This window comes from Desulfobulbus alkaliphilus, assembly GCF_016918545.1.
GTDB lineage: Bacteria > Desulfobacterota > Desulfobulbia > Desulfobulbales > Desulfobulbaceae > Desulfobulbus > Desulfobulbus alkaliphilus.
Map to the genome: position 1 here is coordinate 1 of NZ_JAFFQC010000222.1, position 452 is coordinate 452.

Annotated in this window: 1 protein-coding gene; it reads left to right on the forward strand. The window is 55.3% G+C overall.

Translation table 11 applies throughout. From position 1 onward, the window contains the following. Positions 1–449 (forward strand): hypothetical protein (locus JWG43_RS18235; protein WP_205244351.1); only part of this gene is annotated, 449 nt, incomplete at its 5' end. Positions 450–452: the final 3 nt, after the last annotated feature.

Sequence of the window (452 nt, forward strand, 5' to 3'; positions counted from 1 at the left end):
TGATTGACCTGAGACTGTACACACCGACAGGCAATTACGCCGACCAGAACAATTCCAGCGAATACATGCAGCTCGTGCGTCCCGAAGATCCTTCGGCACTCGGCATCGAGGTCATCGCAGGCAAGGTCGTCAAATACATGCTTACCAGTCGAGGATCCGATGCCTTCGATCCGGACTACGGCGGCGTATCCATGCACCATACACAGATTTCCCAGGCGTTCCTCCCACAACTAACGCTTGAGGTCCATGATGACGTCCAGCGCTGTACCGGATTCATCAAGAGATCGGACGGGAACAATCAGGAGCGCCTGCTGCGTATCAACGTCCTCGACATCCGGTACAATGCCCGTCTGACGCCTGACAGGGTTGACGTCTATCTTGAAATTTTGACCACGAAGAACAACCGCGCCGTCGTGGCCATCACGACAAACCAGCGCCAGACACGCTAGGCT